The organism is Paenibacillus sp. FSL M7-0656 (genome assembly GCF_038003225.1).
Classification (GTDB): domain Bacteria; phylum Bacillota; class Bacilli; order Paenibacillales; family Paenibacillaceae; genus Paenibacillus; species Paenibacillus amylolyticus.
Map to the genome: position 1 here is coordinate 6,487,344 of NZ_JBBOOT010000001.1, position 14,903 is coordinate 6,502,246.

The 14,903-nt window shown below is 48.7% G+C and carries 10 protein-coding genes; all 10 read left to right on the forward strand.

The window, feature by feature from the left end:
• The first annotated feature begins 488 nt into the window (after positions 1–488).
• The 10 genes from pyrR to MHI01_RS28455 all read left to right on the forward strand — a co-directional run bounded on the left by pyrR (position 489) and on the right by MHI01_RS28455 (position 14,901).
• Positions 489–1,052 (forward strand): bifunctional pyr operon transcriptional regulator/uracil phosphoribosyltransferase PyrR, encoded by a 564-nt coding sequence (gene pyrR / locus MHI01_RS28410; protein WP_017687330.1) that lies wholly within the window; start codon positions 489–491, stop codon positions 1,050–1,052.
• On the forward strand, positions 1,052–1,963 hold the full coding sequence (locus tag MHI01_RS28415) for an aspartate carbamoyltransferase catalytic subunit (RefSeq protein WP_445744914.1): 912 nt from the start codon (positions 1,052–1,054) through the stop codon (positions 1,961–1,963). Before pyrR ends, MHI01_RS28415 begins: the two co-directional genes overlap by 1 nt.
• A gap of 126 nt (positions 1,964–2,089) precedes the next feature.
• Positions 2,090–3,394: a dihydroorotase gene (locus MHI01_RS28420; protein ID WP_340984644.1), complete on the forward strand. Its 1,305-nt coding sequence runs from the start codon at positions 2,090–2,092 to the stop codon at positions 3,392–3,394.
• A gap of 449 nt (positions 3,395–3,843) precedes the next feature.
• Positions 3,844–4,986 carry a glutamine-hydrolyzing carbamoyl-phosphate synthase small subunit gene (gene carA, locus MHI01_RS28425; protein ID WP_047843735.1) on the forward strand — a complete coding sequence of 381 codons (1,143 nt, stop codon included), beginning with the start codon at positions 3,844–3,846 and terminating at the stop codon, positions 4,984–4,986.
• A gap of 1 nt (position 4,987) precedes the next feature.
• Positions 4,988–8,206 carry a carbamoyl-phosphate synthase large subunit gene (gene carB / locus MHI01_RS28430; RefSeq protein WP_036614808.1) on the forward strand — a complete coding sequence of 1,073 codons (3,219 nt, stop codon included), beginning with the start codon at positions 4,988–4,990 and terminating at the stop codon, positions 8,204–8,206.
• 103 nt (positions 8,207–8,309) lie between these two features.
• A complete protein-coding gene (gene pyrF / locus MHI01_RS28435) occupies positions 8,310–9,050 on the forward strand; it encodes an orotidine-5'-phosphate decarboxylase (RefSeq protein WP_127550748.1) in 741 nt (246 codons plus the stop codon).
• Positions 9,047–9,688: an orotate phosphoribosyltransferase gene (pyrE, locus tag MHI01_RS28440; protein WP_340984645.1), complete on the forward strand. Its 642-nt coding sequence runs from the start codon at positions 9,047–9,049 to the stop codon at positions 9,686–9,688. Before pyrF ends, pyrE begins: the two co-directional genes overlap by 4 nt.
• A 290-nt stretch (positions 9,689–9,978) precedes the next feature.
• Positions 9,979–10,908, forward strand: a complete 930-nt coding sequence (locus tag MHI01_RS28445; RefSeq protein ID WP_253501909.1) for an ABC transporter ATP-binding protein — start codon at positions 9,979–9,981, stop codon at positions 10,906–10,908.
• Positions 10,871–11,980: an efflux RND transporter periplasmic adaptor subunit gene (locus MHI01_RS28450; RefSeq protein WP_036614803.1), complete on the forward strand. Its 1,110-nt coding sequence runs from the start codon at positions 10,871–10,873 to the stop codon at positions 11,978–11,980. The genes MHI01_RS28445 and MHI01_RS28450 overlap by 38 nt, the downstream gene beginning before the upstream one ends.
• On the forward strand, positions 11,980–14,901 hold the full coding sequence (locus MHI01_RS28455) for an ABC transporter permease (RefSeq protein ID WP_127550752.1): 2,922 nt from the start codon (positions 11,980–11,982) through the stop codon (positions 14,899–14,901). Before MHI01_RS28450 ends, MHI01_RS28455 begins: the two co-directional genes overlap by 1 nt.
• Positions 14,902–14,903: the final 2 nt, after the last annotated feature.

Here is a 14,903-nt window from a genome sequence, read left to right on the forward strand (position 1 = left end):
GTAAGAGGTTTATTTTGGTTATATCAAATTTCTCATTTGCCTATGGATAAATATGCAGAAATGTTGTATAATTATGAATAACCAATGAGATGTATTGTGCATGGATGTTTTTCAGCCTAACTGCTGATTCTAAGAAGAACGTAGCAGAGGGTTTTCACCTGCGATGGTGAGGTGTTGACAGGGGGTTGTCTTTCTGTCATAATTCATGAAGACAAACGGACATATTGATTACAGAACCCTGTGAGGTCCTACAATATGAACGACATGAATAGCACCTTTAAATCAGTCCCGTGAGACTGGCAAGGTAACGTGAACGATACATCGTTTTTTGCTGCGGCAAATGAAGCGATGCATCCCCGAGAGTAAACTTTCTTCAGAGCGGTCTGAAGTTCGGAGACTCCTTGCCAATAAACACGGCAAGGAGTCTTTTTTTTTCTCCTCGTCACGGGGCCATGATGCTGAAGGGAAATCCTGAGGAGGCTGAACGCATGAGCACAGAGACACATGTCATTATGGATGAGACGGCGATCCGCCGCGCATTAACACGGATTGCCCATGAGATATTGGAGAAAAACAAAGGAATCGACGATTGTGTGTTGGTCGGTATCCGTACACGCGGGGTTTACCTGGCAGAACGGATTGCCGCCAAGATTGAAGAAATCGAGGGCGCCAAAGTCCCCTGGGGAGAGCTGGATGTGACTCCTTACCGCGATGACCGCTTGGACGAAAATAAAGCGAATCGCAAGGAAATGTTGATTATGACACCTGAATCACTTTCGATCCATAACAAAAAGGTGATTTTGTTCGATGATGTGCTCTATACCGGACGGACGATTCGCGCAGCGATGGATGCCCTGATGGACTGTGGAAGACCGCAGAACATTCAGCTGGCTGTACTCGCAGACCGCGGACACCGGGAACTTCCGATTCGACCTGATTTTATCGGCAAGAATGTGCCGACTTCCAAATCGGAGGAGATTGAAGTTGCACTCATGGAAACGGACGGACAGGACGAAGTCAAAATCACTCAGAACCGGGGGGAGCAAGCATAATGATTACACAGACAGCATTGAGAGACCGAAGCTTGCTTGGACTGAAGGAACTTAGTCGAGGAGAAATCGAGTCCATTCTTAACCGAGCGGCTCACTGGGAAGCGCATAAAGAGAAACTGGTTCCTGTACTGGAATCACGCTTCGTTGCGAACATGTTCTTCGAGAACAGCACACGTACCCGCTTCTCCTTCGAAATGGCAGAGAAACGTCTGGGCGCACAAGTGCTGAACTTTACGGCAGCCGCATCCAGTGTGGAAAAAGGAGAGTCCATCTACGATACGGTACGAACACTTGAGTCGATGGGCATTGATGCAGGCGTGATCCGGTTGAAACCGGCAGGGGTTCTGCAACAACTGGCTCAGAAAGTGAATGTACCACTCGTGAACGCCGGAGACGGCAACAATGAGCATCCCACACAGGCGTTGCTGGATCTCTACACGATGAGGAAAACATTTGGCGAACTGAAAGGCTTGCGTGTTTCCATCATTGGTGACATCCTGCATAGCCGTGTAGCTCGTTCCAACCTGTGGGCACTGCAAAAGTTTGGTGCAGATGTACGCTTCTGTGCACCGCAAACGATGCAGGCACCGGAACTCGCAGAGCATGCTCCTTATGTCGGTCTTGAAGAAGCGCTGGATGCAGATGTAGTCATGATGCTCCGGGTTCAACTGGAACGTCATCAACATGGCTTAATTACTTCAGCTGAGGATTATCGCGAACACTACGGATTGACGGAAGAACGGGCATCACGCCTAAAACCAAGCACCATTATCATGCACCCTGCTCCAGTGAATCGCAACGTCGAGGTAGATGACGCGGTTGTGGAAAGTGAAGCATCGCGGATCTTCCCGCAGATGGCAAACGGCGTTCCAATCCGCATGGCGGTTATGGAACGTGCGATGAAACTGTAACAGGGTCTGGCTGTGGGTCATAGGCTGACGGTACGGTAGTTCTTATAGAGCAATAAGAGAGTACACGATAAAGAAAATCATCCGGCTTGCCTGGTAAGCCGGACAGAACCGAAGCGGAGGGCAATTATGCTACAGATTATAAAAAACGCAAACGTCTTGAACCAACAAGGGGAACTTGAACGGAAAACCATCATTATAGATGAAGGTAAAATTAAAAAGATCGCTGGTCTGGAAGACCAAGCCGTTCTGGATGCCGAAAAGTCAGCGCAAAGTGTGACAGACGCATCAGGCAAACTGGTCATTCCGGGATTGATCGATATGCACGTGCATCTGCGTGAACCTGGATTCGAGCACAAAGAGACGATCGAGACAGGTGCCCGTTCAGCAGCACAAGGTGGTTTTACAACAATCGCTTGCATGCCGAACACGAGACCAGTTACAGATACAGCGGAAGTTGTGAAGCTGGTACTGGATAAAGCCAAAGAAGCTGATCTGGTTAAAGTGTTGCCTTATGCAGCCATTACAAAAAATGAACTGGGTCGTGAACTTACCGATTTTGCCGCATTAAAAGAAGCAGGCGCTATTGGATTCACAGATGACGGTGTAGGCGTACAAAACGCTCAAATGATGAAAGATGCCATGAGCCTCGCAGCAAGCATGGATATGCCAGTGATCGCTCACTGTGAAGATGACTCACTGGTTGTTGGTGGATATGTGACGGAAGGTGAGTTTTCGAAGCGCCACGGCATCAAAGGGATTCCAAATGAATCCGAAGCCATCCACGTTGGCCGTGATATCTTGCTCGCAGAAGCAACAGGAGTTCACTACCATGTCTGTCACGTAAGTACAGATCAATCGGTTCGTCTGATTCGTCTGGCGAAGTCCATTGGCATTAAAGTAACTGCTGAGGTATGTCCACACCATCTGGTGTTGTCGGATGAAGATATCCCGGGCATGGACGCCAACTGGAAAATGAACCCGCCGCTGCGCTCACCACGCGATGTGCAGGCTTGTATCGAAGGTTTGCTGGACGGCACGCTGGATATGATCGTAACTGATCACGCGCCACACAGTGAAGAAGAGAAAGCCAAAGGCATGGAGCTGGCACCTTTCGGAATCGTAGGATTCGAAACAGCCTTCCCGCTGCTGTACACCAAGTTTGTGGAAACAGGATTGTGGAGCTTGGAATTCCTGGTGAAACGCATGACAGCTGATCCGGCACGTGTATTCCGACTGGATACAGGCAAACTGGAAGAAGGAGCACCAGCCGATATCACGATGATTGATCTGAACGAGGAAAAAGCAGTTGATCCTGCAACGTTTGCAACCAAAGGAAGAAACACACCATTCACAGGTTGGAAGCTGAAAGGCTGGGCCGTACAAACTTGGGTGGATGGCAAAAGCGTGTGGAATAACACGGTACAACAGTAAAACGGTAATTTAGTAAATTGATAAATTAGTAACGCTATATCTTTAACTCTTTAAATCCGCAACAGTAACTCTTAACTTTTTTAAAACAACAAATCTTTTTAAATCTAGCTCTAACTCTAAAACTTAATCTACAATTTGTACAAAAGTAACATCTTTTCAACTAACTCGAGGCAAATCATGCCGAGAGTCTAACATACGAAACAAGCAAAGTTGAATGTCATGATTTTGAACTTGGACACCAACGTAACTGCGGAGTGGGCAGAAAGAACCCGAAGAAGCAAAGCGTTCGCCTTTATCACCGGATTACATCATTTGAAAAATGATAAAAAGTAATCCGGGGATAACAGCGATCAAAGGGTTTTCTGCCCACGGAGCCGCACCATACGTAACGTCCCCCATGTTCAACCCAAATGCATTCAACGTTGATAAACACAGAGGAGTGAAATGGGATGCAGGCACAGGCAAGATTATTGTTGGAAGACGGCACACTGTTCACCGGGAAAGCATTTGGTGCTGAAGGTGAAACTACAGGTGAGGTCGTTTTTAATACGGGAATTACAGGCTATCAAGAGGTGCTTTCGGATCCTTCCTATTGCGGTCAAATCGTAACCATGACGTATCCGCTGATCGGAAACTACGGTATTACGCGTGATGACTTTGAGTCGATTCGTCCATACGTACACGGTTTCGTTGTGCGTCGTCATGAGCCAACGCCGAGTAACTGGCGTGCGGAATACAGCGTAGACAATCTGCTCAAGGAATACGGCATCGTAGGAATCAGCGAAATTGATACACGCATGTTGACTCGCCGGATTCGTCACCACGGCACAATGAAGGGAATTCTCACAACAGGATCGAAGCCTGTGGAAGAACTGCTGGAGATGATGGGAGACACCACCATTGCCGAGCTGCGTAACCAGGTGCCAATGACTTCTACAGAGCATGTCTACAACAGCCCGGGAACGGCTGAGCGTATTGTGCTCGTGGATTACGGTGCGAAAACAGGAATCTTGCGCGAACTCAGCAAACGTAACTGTGACGTTGTTGTTGTTCCACACGATGTAACAGCAGACGAGATTCGTCGCCTGAACCCGGACGGCATTCAACTGTCCAACGGCCCTGGGGACCCGAAAGACGTACCTCACGCAGTTAACATGATCAGTGAATTGCTTGGCGAATACCCGATCTTCGGTATCTGCCTGGGTCACCAGTTGTTCGCACTTGCAGCAGGAGCAGACACGGAAAAACTTAAGTTTGGACATCGCGGAGGAAACCACCCGGTGAAAGAACTGGAGAGCGGACGTTGCTTCATCACATCCCAGAACCATGGATTTACCGTAAACGAAGAGTCTGTGAAGAGTACAGACCTGGAAGTTACACATATCAACAATAACGATAAGACCATTGAAGGTCTGAAACATAAATCATTCCCGGCATTCTCGGTTCAATATCACCCTGAAGCAGCCCCGGGTCCTTACGACAACAGCTATCTGTTCGACCGCTTCATCGAGATGATTCGCGAGCACAAGATCACTAACCCGCAAAAGCCGCGTCAAGCCGTATTGGCAGCCGCAGTGAAAGGAGCACAATAACATGCCGATTAACAAAGATCTCAAAAAAATCCTGGTGATTGGTTCCGGTCCAATCGTCATCGGTCAAGCGGCCGAGTTCGACTATGCCGGTACACAAGCTTGCCAGGCTCTGAAAGAAGAAGGCGTGGAAGTTGTACTTATCAACAGCAACCCGGCGACCATTATGACGGATACAAACATGGCTGACAAAGTCTACATTGAGCCAATTACACTGGATTTTGTAACCCAAATCATTCGTCAAGAGCGTCCAGATGGCTTGTTGCCAACACTGGGTGGTCAAACAGGTCTGAACATGGCTGTAGAGCTGGCTCGTGCTGGCGTGCTGGAACGTGAAAATGTGAAATTGCTCGGAACACAGCTGACATCCATCGAGAAAGCGGAAGATCGTGATCTGTTCCGTGACCTGATGCGTGAATTGGAACAACCTGTACCAGAGAGTGTCATCGTAACGACACTTGAAGAATCACTTGAATTTGCGAATGAGATTGGTTATCCAATCATCGTGCGTCCAGCCTATACACTGGGCGGAACTGGCGGCGGAATCTGTGCGAACGAAGAAGAACTGCGTGAGACGGTGGCAGCGGGAATTCGTTACAGCCCGATTGGGCAATGTCTGGTCGAGAAGAGCATTGCAGGTATGAAAGAAGTCGAGTATGAGGTTATGCGAGACAAAAACGATAACTGTATCGTTGTCTGCAACATGGAAAACTTTGACCCGGTAGGTATTCATACAGGTGACAGTATCGTCGTAGCACCAAGCCAAACATTGTCGGACCGTGAATATCAAATGCTGCGTTCAGCTTCCCTGAAAATCATCCGTGCCCTGAACATCGAGGGTGGATGTAACGTACAGTTTGCACTGGACCCACACAGCTTCCAATACTATGTTATCGAAGTAAATCCACGGGTAAGCCGTTCATCGGCTCTGGCTTCCAAAGCAACGGGTTATCCGATTGCAAAAATGGCTGCCAAAATTGCCATGGGTTACACGTTGGATGAAATCGTGAACCCGGTAACAGGCCAAACGTATGCTTGCTTTGAGCCTACACTGGATTACATCGTGAGCAAAATCCCACGCTGGCCGTTCGACAAGTTCATCTCGGCGAACCGTAAACTGGGAACTCAGATGAAAGCAACAGGCGAAGTAATGGCTATTGGCCGGACATTCGAAGAGTCGATTCACAAAGCAGTTCGTTCCCTGGAAATTGGCGTACATCGCCTCTACCTGAAGGATGCCGAAACGCTGGACGAAGCGACCTTGAACGAACGTCTGATCAAAGCAGATGATGAGCGTATCTTCCTGATTGCCGAAGCATTCCGCAGAGGTTATACGTTGCAACAGCTGCAGGATCTGACCAAGATTGACTGGTGGTTCCTGGACAAAATCGAAGGTCTGATCGCATTTGAAGATCGCATTCGCGAAGAATCCGAATTGTCTTCCGACATTCTGTATCAAGCGAAACGCCTTGGATTCACAGACCGTGCCATTGCTGAACTGCGTGCGCAAGGTCAACCAGGAGGCACATTAACAACTGAAGCGGAAGTTAGAACTCGTCGGGAAGCAGAGAACCTGCGCCCAGTGTACAAAATGGTAGATACATGTGCGGCTGAGTTTGAAGCAACAACGCCATATTACTACTCAACTTACGAGACAGAGAATGAAGTTATCCCTTCAGACAAGAAAAAAGTTGTGGTGCTGGGTTCAGGACCAATCCGGATCGGTCAAGGGATCGAGTTCGACTACTCAACTGTACACGCAGTATGGGCATTGCAAAAAGCAGGCTATGAAGCAGTCATTATCAACAATAACCCGGAGACGGTGTCTACGGACTTTAATACATCGGATCGCCTGTACTTTGAACCGCTCTTCTTCGAAGATGTCATGAACGTGATCGAACAGGAGAAGCCAGTAGGAGTTATCGTACAGTTCGGTGGTCAAACAGCCATCAACCTGGCAGCACCATTGCGTAATGCAGGTGTAACGATTCTCGGAACCGATCTGGAAAGCATCGATGAGGCGGAGGATCGCAAGAAGTTCGAGCGTCTGCTCTCCCGTCTGGAGATTGCACAGCCAAAAGGTAAAACGGTCATTTCCGTTGATGATGCAGTAGAAACAGCTCAAAGTCTGGGCTACCCGGTACTGGTTCGTCCTTCCTATGTACTCGGCGGTCGTGCGATGGAGATTGTATACTCCGATGCTGAATTGCTGACATACATGGAACAGGCGGTTAAAATCAATCCGGAGCATCCGGTCCTGATCGACCGTTACATGATGGGTAAAGAAGTTGAGGTTGACGCCATCTGTGATGGTGAAACGGTATTGATTCCGGGAATCATGGAACATATCGAGCGTGCAGGGGTTCACTCTGGTGACTCCATCGCGGTATATCCTCCTCAACATCTGTCCCAGGATTTGAAAGAGAAAATTGTAGAGATTACAATCAAAATTGCGAAAGAACTGAAAACGGTAGGTTTGGTCAACATCCAGTTTGTTATCCATGATGGCCAAGTGTACATTATCGAGGTGAACCCGCGTTCATCCCGTACCGTACCATTCCTGAGCAAAGTAACCAACATTCCGATGGCGAACTTGGCAACCCAAGCCATTCTGGGTGTGAAACTGAAAGATCTTGGTTATGTCGATGGACTGTGGCCTGAATCGGATCATGTATCTGTCAAAGTTCCGGTCTTCTCCTTCGCGAAGCTGCGTCGTGTAGAACCAACCCTTGGACCTGAGATGAAGTCTACAGGTGAGGTTATGGGCCGTGACCCGAATTACGCTAAAGCGTTGTTCAAAGGCCTCATCGGTGCAGGAATGAAAATTCCGGCAACCGGAGCGATCGTAGTAACTGTAGCAGACAAAGACAAAGACGAAGCAGTTCCTTTGCTCGAAGGTTTCTACAGACTGGGTTACAAAATCATGGCTACCGGCGGAACAGCAGCTGCGCTTGAAGCAGCGAACATTCCGGTAACGACTGTGAACAAATTAAGTGAAGGTTCGCCGAACATTCTGGATATGATCCGTAGCGGCGAAGCAAACTTTGTCTTCAACACACTCACCAAAGGCAAAACACCGCAGCGTGATGGATTCCGTATCCGTCGTGAAGCGGTAGAAAACGGCATTGTATGTATGACTTCATTGGATACGATTCGTGCGCTGCTGATCATGCTGCAAACGATCAACTTCTCTTCGGAAGCAATGCCTGTCTTTGTAAAATAAATAACTCTCTGATGAAGGACATCAGTCAGCCTGCGGGCTGGCGGGATGTCCTTTATATCGGGCAAAAACGGAAAAAATGAGCAAGTGGAGGGGAACGCTGGTGATGAATCAAGCGAGTTTCAATGAAATGGCTGGCCGTCTGATGGTGGCACTGGATTATCCTGGAGCGGAAGAAGCTCAAGAATTGGTACAAGCTCTTGAGGGCATTCCCTGTTATCTCAAGGTGGGTATGCAGCTGTTCTACGCAGCAGGACCGGACTTTATTCGGGAGCTGAAATCCAAAGGTTACTCCGTTTTTCTGGATGTGAAAATGCATGACATTCCCAACACCGTTCGTGGCGGAGCTGAGAGTATCACACGTCTTGGCGTAGACATGTTCAATGTACATGCAGCGGGTGGAGCCCTTATGATGCGTGCTGCACGTGAAGGTGCTGAGGCAGCAGTCGCTGCCGATCCTTCCCTCAGCAAGCCCGAGATCATTGCAGTCACCCAACTCACCAGTACAAGTCTGGAAACGATGAATAACGAGATTGGCATCCCGGGAAGTGTGGAAGCTGCTGTGGTCCGTTATGCAGGACTAGCCCAAGAGGCCGGACTGGATGGAGTTGTTGCTTCTCCACTGGAAGTGCCCGCAATTCGGGCAACGTGTGGCAGTGCTTTTCACACCGTTACTCCAGGAATTCGTCCAGCGGGTAGTGGTCTGGGAGATCAGACACGCGTCTTGACCCCAGGTGAAGCCATCGCCAGAGGCAGTCATTACATTGTTGTAGGCAGACCCATTACAGGCGCTCCCAATCCGCGAGAAGCGGTAGAAACCATTTTGAAGGAGATGTTGAACGCATGATCGAACTGAATGAGATTCCGAATCATATTGCTTCCCAACTTTTGAAAATTAAAGCCGTGGCGTTACGTCCGCAGCAGCCATTTACATGGACATCCGGCATCAAATCACCAATATACTGTGATAACCGCTTAACGATGTCCTATCCGGAGATTCGCAACGATATCGCTGAAGCATTTGCAACAATCATTCGGAACCAGTACCCGGATGCAGAAGTCATCGCAGGTACAGCAACCGCAGGTATTCCGCATGCTGCCTGGGTGGCTCAGAAGCTGGATCTGCCGATGGCCTACATTCGTGATAAAGCGAAAGGACACGGCAAGGAGAACCTGATCGAAGGTCTGATTACCGAAGGACAGAAAGTGGTTGTCATCGAAGATCTGATCTCTACAGGTGGAAGCTCGATCAAAGCAGCCGAAGCCGTACGTCTAGCAGGCGCAACACCTCTCGCCGTACTTGCCATTTTCAGCTACCAGCTGGATAAAGGTATTAAAGCATTTGAAGATGCTGGAATTCCACTTCAGACGTTGTCCAATTACACGGCGCTGATGGATGTGGCTTTGGCTCAGGGAACGATTCAGGAGAGTGACTTTGAGTTGCTTAAATCCTGGCGTGAAGATCCTTCTTCATTTGGTAAATAATATCATTGATACCTCAAAAAAATGTTCAGGAATGAACGGTATCAAAATTGTAATGATTGCCGTCATAGCGGCAAAACCATCGAATATGCAAGAGGCATCCCGCACTTTGGGGTGCTTTTTTTGTTTGTTCATCAAAATATTAACTTTTTCTCTCTACCGTTGTAAAAAGCTTGTAACTTTTAGTTGTGATCGGTCGTTTATAATTCAGTGTAGGATGGAACAGATTTCTAATTTTAGGTTTTTTGAAGAAATGAACGGGATTTCAAGAAAGGATGAGCGTGATTGCTGGCATGAAGAATTTATTTCTCAGAAAAAGACCTGCCAAGAGCCAGTCAGGCGATGAACATCAACAGGGGGAAACACCGTTGGAGGCATCGACGGAGTCGGGGGAAAATACATACAACAATGAACACGATTACCCGACAAGTAAACCTCCGTTACCTGAAAGTGAAATCGCTTCAGATGAAGTGGCTGCAGCTGCTGTCACTACCGTTGATGAACCCCAGAAGAAGATCAAACCAAAGAAGGATATGCTGCCTCCATATGATGGACCTGTACTGGAGGTGCGTAACGTGCATCGCAGTTTCCAGACAGGCAGTCGCATTATCCATGTGCTCAAAGGCATTGATATGGAAGTGAATCCGCAACAACTGGTCATGCTGAAGGGGCGATCGGGCTCAGGCAAAACAACACTGCTGAATATGCTCGGTGGACTGGATCAGCCTTCAAGTGGAGACATTCTGTTCTCTGGTCAGCCTCTTCAGGATTGGGGAGACCGGCGGCGGACCGCTTTGCGGCGCAAAGAGATCGGTTTTATTTTCCAGGCGTATGCACTCATGCCCTTATTATCTGCTTGGGAAAATGTAGAACTGTCGCTGCGCATGGCGGACGTTCCGCGAGCGGAATGGAAGGACAGGGTTGGTCACTGTCTGGATCTGGTTGGATTATCCAAACGGGTGAAGCACCGACCTTTCGAGATGTCCGGGGGAGAGCAACAGCGGGTGGCTATAGCCAAGGCGATTGCCCATAGACCCAGATTGTTGCTTGCGGATGAGCCTACAGCGGAACTGGATTCCAAGATGGGCGCTCAGGTCATGGCCGTATTCCGCAATATTATTGAAGTAGAACAAGTAACAATATGTATGACTACACACGATCCTACAATTTTGGAGGTTGCGGACCATGTTTATGAAATGGCGGACGGCAGATTTATCAAGTAAAGGGGCCGCTCCGAAGAGGGGGAAACGCGCAGCGATTATTGTACTCGGTGCGATAATGGTTGCAACGATGTCCGGCTGCTCATTGCTACCGTCAGAAACAGAGGAAGAAGTACTTCCGCCTATTACACCACCAACGATCTCCAAGAAACCGGAATATGAAGTCCGGACGGAAACGTTGGAGAAAAAAGTAAGTGGTAGCGGCAAGATGATGAGTCAGCGGGAAGAGAAGGTGTACTTCACGCTTGATGGCATGCATGTCAAAGAATTAAATGTTAAACCAGGGGATAAAGTGAAAAAGGGTCAACTTCTTGCTGTCCTCGATGTGGAGAGTGTAGAGAAGGAGATCCGTGGCAAGAAACTGGCTATTCGCAAATCCGAAGTTCAAATGAAGGAAACACTCCGCAAGAAGGATGAGATGGACCCGGTAGAGTTCGAAGAATCAACGATTGCGTTTGAAGAACTACGCCAGGAACTCGCTGATCTGGAGGAACAACTGGGCAAAGCCACGTTGACCGCTCCGTTTGGCGGCACCGTTATTGCTGTGCAGGTAGAGAAGGGTGCAACTGTGAAAGCGTATGATCCGATTGCTACGATTGCGGATACATCGAATCTGGTTGTGGCAGCTACCTTTGCCAAGGAAGATCTGGAGAAGTTCTCGGCCGGTATGAAGGCAGAAGTAGATATTAATGGAGCTGGTAAAGTCGCTGGCAAAATTAAAGTTATGCCTATCGCGGAAGCATCGGGAAGCGGCAGTGGCGAAGGGACGGGTGAAGGCGGCACGCCTCCAACCAAGGAAACGCTGGATAAGTATGTCATCGTTACACTTGCAAAAATGCCAAAAGGCGTCGAACGTGGCACACCACTATCGGTCTCGATTGTAACGCAGCGTACCGAGAACGCGATTGTGATTCCTGTATCCGCTTTACGCTCCATCGGTTCAAGAACGTATGTACAAGTGGTGGAGAGTGATGGCAGCAAGCGTGAAGTGGACGTTGAAGTTGGACAGCAGACATCGACAGATGTCGAGATTCTGAAAGGTCTGACCGTAGGTCAGAAAGTAGTGGGACGCTAATGGGGCTGCCATTGCTTCGGTTGCTGTTCCGCAAAATGTGGAACACGCGCTGGATGACCTTCAGCACACTGATCGGATTGATTGTGGCGGTAGCGTTCACCGTCAGTATTCCAATGTATGCCGATGGTGCGTTGAAACGGGTCGTCGCGCAAACGCTGCAGGATAACAGTGAAGGGTTGCCAGCCGGTTCGTTGCTGATGAGTTATCAGGCACCTGGTGGCGTGAAGACAGACACACGGGGTCTGGATGAAGTAGATCGTTATATTCGTGAGGATGTCCCTCGCGACATAGGGTTTCCTTTTCATACTTATGTGAATTCGAGATCCATTCGCAGTACAGAGGTGAGCCCGGAAGATCCAACCAAAGTGGATGCCAGCAGGGCGCGCAGTATGAGTCTGGGCACGATGAGTGGACTGGATGCACAGGTGAATTACTCTGCCGGGGTGAAACCTGGAAACCAGGTCAAAGATGACACGATCGAGGCAGTCATGTTGGAAGAGGGTATGTACCGTAACGACCTGCATATCGGCGATATTCTGGAATATCCAGTGTATAGCGGTCTTGATATCACGTTACGTGTAAAGATTACGGGGTCCTTCAAGGCAGATGATCCGAACAGTCCTTACTGGGTACAAGGATTTGACGGCATGATGAATGGACTATATGTGGATGAATCGGTTTTTAATGATGTTTTACTGAAGGAAAAAGGGATTCCACTTCAAAATTCACGTTGGTATTATGCCTTTGATCTGAAAGAAATTCAAACCAGCCAGTTATCAGGTCTGACTTCCATGCTGGAAAGGCTGGATATCGATCTGTACCAGCGGCTGAAAGATACAAAAGTGGACATCACCTTTGGTGATCTGCTTAAGCAGTTCCGCAGTCAGAGTCTGCAACTGCAGACCATGTTGTTTACCTTGGCAGCACCGATGATTGCGATGGTCTTTTATTTTATTGCGATGAACGCCAGACAGTCATTACAGAAGCAAGAGAGTGATATTGCGGTATTGCGTAGCCGTGGAGCTTCAGCTCGGCAGATCTTCTCTCTTTACCTGCTTGAAGGTATATTCCTGGGCGTTATTGCGTTGATTATTGGACCGTTTCTCGGTTGGTTTATGGCCAAGAGTATTGGTTCAGCAAGTGGCTTTCTCTCGTTCGTAGATCGGAAGTCTATTCCGATCGGTGTATCAAAAGAAGCTATTCTCCTGGGAGTAGCAGCGGTCCTTGTAGCGATCATCGCATCACTTATCCCTGCGATAACTTATGCACGGGCAACCATTGTATCTGCCAAACGGCGGCAAGCACGAACAGACCGTGCTCCAGTATGGCAGCGCTGGTTCCTGGACGTTGTGTTGCTGGGTCTGGCTGGATATGGATACTACCTGTTCTATGAACGTCAGATGTTGACCTTCCAGACCGGAATGACAACCGATCAGTTGCAGGTACAGCCGTTTCTATTCTTTGTACCCGCACTCGCGATCTTTGCGCTTGGACTATTCTTCCTGCGCTTGTTCCCGTGGATATTAAAGCTTATTCAGTTGATCGGTCGCAAGTTTCTCCCGGTCCCGTTGTATCTGACATTAACGCAGTTATCGCGTTCATCTTCTTCATACTATCCGCTGATGATCCTCCTTGTACTGACACTGGGACTTGGGGTGTACAACTCGGCTGCAGCTCGGACGATTGATCTGAATTCCACTGAGCGTACCTTGTACCGTTATGGTTCTGATGTGATTATGCAGACTGTATGGGAAGGAACACCTGAGGTTAAACCCGGTGGTTCCGGACAGAACGGCGGTACGGGTGGAGGTCAACAAGGTGGCGGCAATGGAGGAGGAGGTTCTGCTGGTGGTGGTTCCGGCGGAGGCAATGGCGGTGGAGGTGCTCCAGGTGGTGGTGGCGGTTCTTCGCAGCCATCCAAAGTCATCTACTCCGAACCTCCATTTGAAGTGTTCCGCAGATTAGACGGGGTTGAACATGCAGCACGCGTGCTACAGACCAAAGGCAATATTATCGTCTCTGGTAAATCGGGCGGACAGGGGATGCTGGTCGGAATTGATAATGTGGACTTTGCTCAAGTGGCATGGTTCCGCAACGATCTGTTCCCGGCACATCCCTACAAGTACCTTGACTTGCTTGGTAAATATGAAGGGGCTGCATTGATCTCTTCCAAATTTGCTGACAAGTTCAAACTCAAAACTGGAGACCTCGTCTCCATGGGTGTACAGGGACAGGCGATTGAATTCGTCGTGTTTGGGATCATACCTTACTGGCCAGCGCAGTATCCGGATCAGATGCCATTTTTCGTGGCGAATCTGGATTATATCTATGATCAGGTGCCTTTGATTCCTTATGAGGTGTGGCTGAAAATGGAACCGGATGCCAAAGTGGCTCCACTAATGGAGAAACTTGCAGCAGAAGGCATTGAGTTATCATCTGTACGTGACGTCCGCACAGAATTGGTATCTCAGGCTAAACATCCGTCTCGAGGTGGCGTATTCGGGATACTGAGCCTTGGATTCCTGGTATCGGTTATTATTTCGTTGATCGGATACGTGCTGTACTGGTTCTTCAATTTGTCCGGGCGTGTTGTGCAGTTTGGTGTATTACGGGCCATGGGGTTATCCCGGGCACAACTAAGCGGCATGCTGCTGCTGGAGCAGGTGTTCACAGCAGGTCTATCGATCCTGCTAGGTATTGGGATTGGTCAGGTATCCAGTCGTTTATTCCTGCCATTCCTGCAAACGACGGATAATGTATCTGCTCAGGTACCTCCGTTCCGGATTGTGTTTGAACAGCAAGATATGTTGCAACTGTATGGGGTCACCGTAGTGATGCTGGTCATTGGTGCAACGATGTTGCTCTGGCAGATTCGCAGATTGCGAGTTCACCAGGCAGTCAAAATGGGAGAGGAGAGGTAAAC